The 1,540-nt window shown below is 65.4% G+C and carries 2 protein-coding genes; one reads left to right on the top strand and one right to left on the bottom strand.

Going from position 1 to position 1,540, the window contains the following annotated elements:
- Nucleotides 1–473, bottom strand: a 473-nt coding sequence (locus tag ACESMD_RS02310) for a biotin/lipoyl-binding protein (protein WP_372609962.1), incomplete at its 3' end; no start/stop codon positions are given.
- A 254-nt stretch (nucleotides 474–727) separates the two neighbouring features.
- On the opposite strand from ACESMD_RS02310, the gene ACESMD_RS02305 reads away from it, so the two are divergent.
- Nucleotides 728–1,540: malate dehydrogenase (locus ACESMD_RS02305; protein WP_372609960.1), on the top strand; the 813-nt coding region annotated here is incomplete at its 3' end.

Here is a 1,540-nt window from a genome sequence, read left to right as displayed (position 1 = left end):
TCCGGATTGTCGAGGCCGACCTCCACCGCAAAACTGCGCGTCGCCTCGTCGGCGCGGCTGGCCACATGGGTGACCTCGCCCCCGGCCAGTTCCGCCTGCGCCAGGGCGAGTTCGGCCTCGGCCTGTTCCAGTCGCTGGGGCAACTCGTCGCGGTCCAGTTCGAGCAGCACCTGGCCATCGGCGACTCGGCTGCCCACGGCAACCGGCAGGCCCGTCACGCGACCCGCCTGGCGGGCGCGCAATTCCAGCTCGCGATGGGCCTCGAGCTGGCCCTGCAGGGTCAGCTGCGGTGAATGGACACTGGCCTGGCGCTCCACGACCTCGACTCGGGTCAGCGCCGGTCCCTCGGCCTCTTTCTCTTCGGGCGGAGTATCGCGGAACCCTTCGATGTCACCGAGTGCCAGCCAGACCAGCAGCAGGCAGGCCAGTCCGATGGCGAGCAGGACTGAGAGCGGGGGGAGACGAAGAGACATTCGGACCTTCCCTGGTGCAGCACGACGTTCAAGAGCTGGGCCTGGCTGCCCACGTCGAAAGACTGCCAGCATAGCGCAACGGGTGCCGGGGTGTCGCTCTCGGTGCCGGATCCAGAAACTAGCCTCAGGTCGAATTGAGTTTTGTGCAGTGCAGGCATAACATCTTGTCGATTCGAATTCCGGCTGTGGTGGTCTCGGCCACCTGGCTCTTCCTCACGGCGTCAACCCGCGCCTTGAAAACCCAAGGAGCACCCATGAAAGATCCCGTCCGTATTGCCATCACCGGTGCTGCCGGCCAGATCAGCTACTCCCTTGCCTTCCGCATCGCGTCCGGCGACATGCTGGGCAAGGACCAGCCGGTCATCCTGCAGTTGCTGGAGATCCCGCCGGCCATGGACACCCTCAACGGCGTGGTGATGGAGCTCAACGACTGCGCCTTCCCGCTGCTGCACGACATCGTTGCCTCCGACGATGCCAATGTCGCCTTCAAGGATGCAGACTTCGCCCTGCTGGTCGGTGCCCGTCCGCGTGGCCCGGGCATGGAGCGCAAGGACCTGCTGGAAGCCAACGCGGCCATCTTCTCCACTCAGGGCAAGGCGATCAACGACCATGCCAGCCGCGACATCAGGGTGCTGGTGGTCGGCAATCCGGCCAATACCAATGCCCTGATCGTCTCCTGTAACGCGCCGGACCTGGATGCGGGCCAGTTCACCGCGATGATGCGTCTGGACCACAACCGCTCCAAGACCCAGCTGGCCCAGAAGGCCGGCAAGCACGTCACCGATGTCGAGTCGATGATCATCTGGGGCAACCACAGCGCTACCCAGTACCCCGATATCGCCCATTGCAAGGTGGCCGGCAAGCCGGCCTTCGACCTGGTCGATCGCGACTGGTACGAGAACGACTTCATCCCCACCGTGCAGCAGCGCGGCGCCGCCATCATCAAGTCGCGTGGTGCCTCCTCCGCGGCTTCCGCGGCCTCCGCGGCCATCGACCATATGCGTGACTGGGCGCTGGGCACCGATGAGGTGGTGAGCATGGGCATTCCCGCCGACGGCAGCTATGGC

The sequence above is a fragment of the Halomonas sp. genome (assembly GCF_041689495.1).
Lineage (GTDB): Bacteria > Pseudomonadota > Gammaproteobacteria > Pseudomonadales > Halomonadaceae > Halomonas.
The sequence above is the reverse complement of the archived record's forward strand: the minus strand, read 5'-3'. Positions and strand labels throughout refer to the sequence as shown.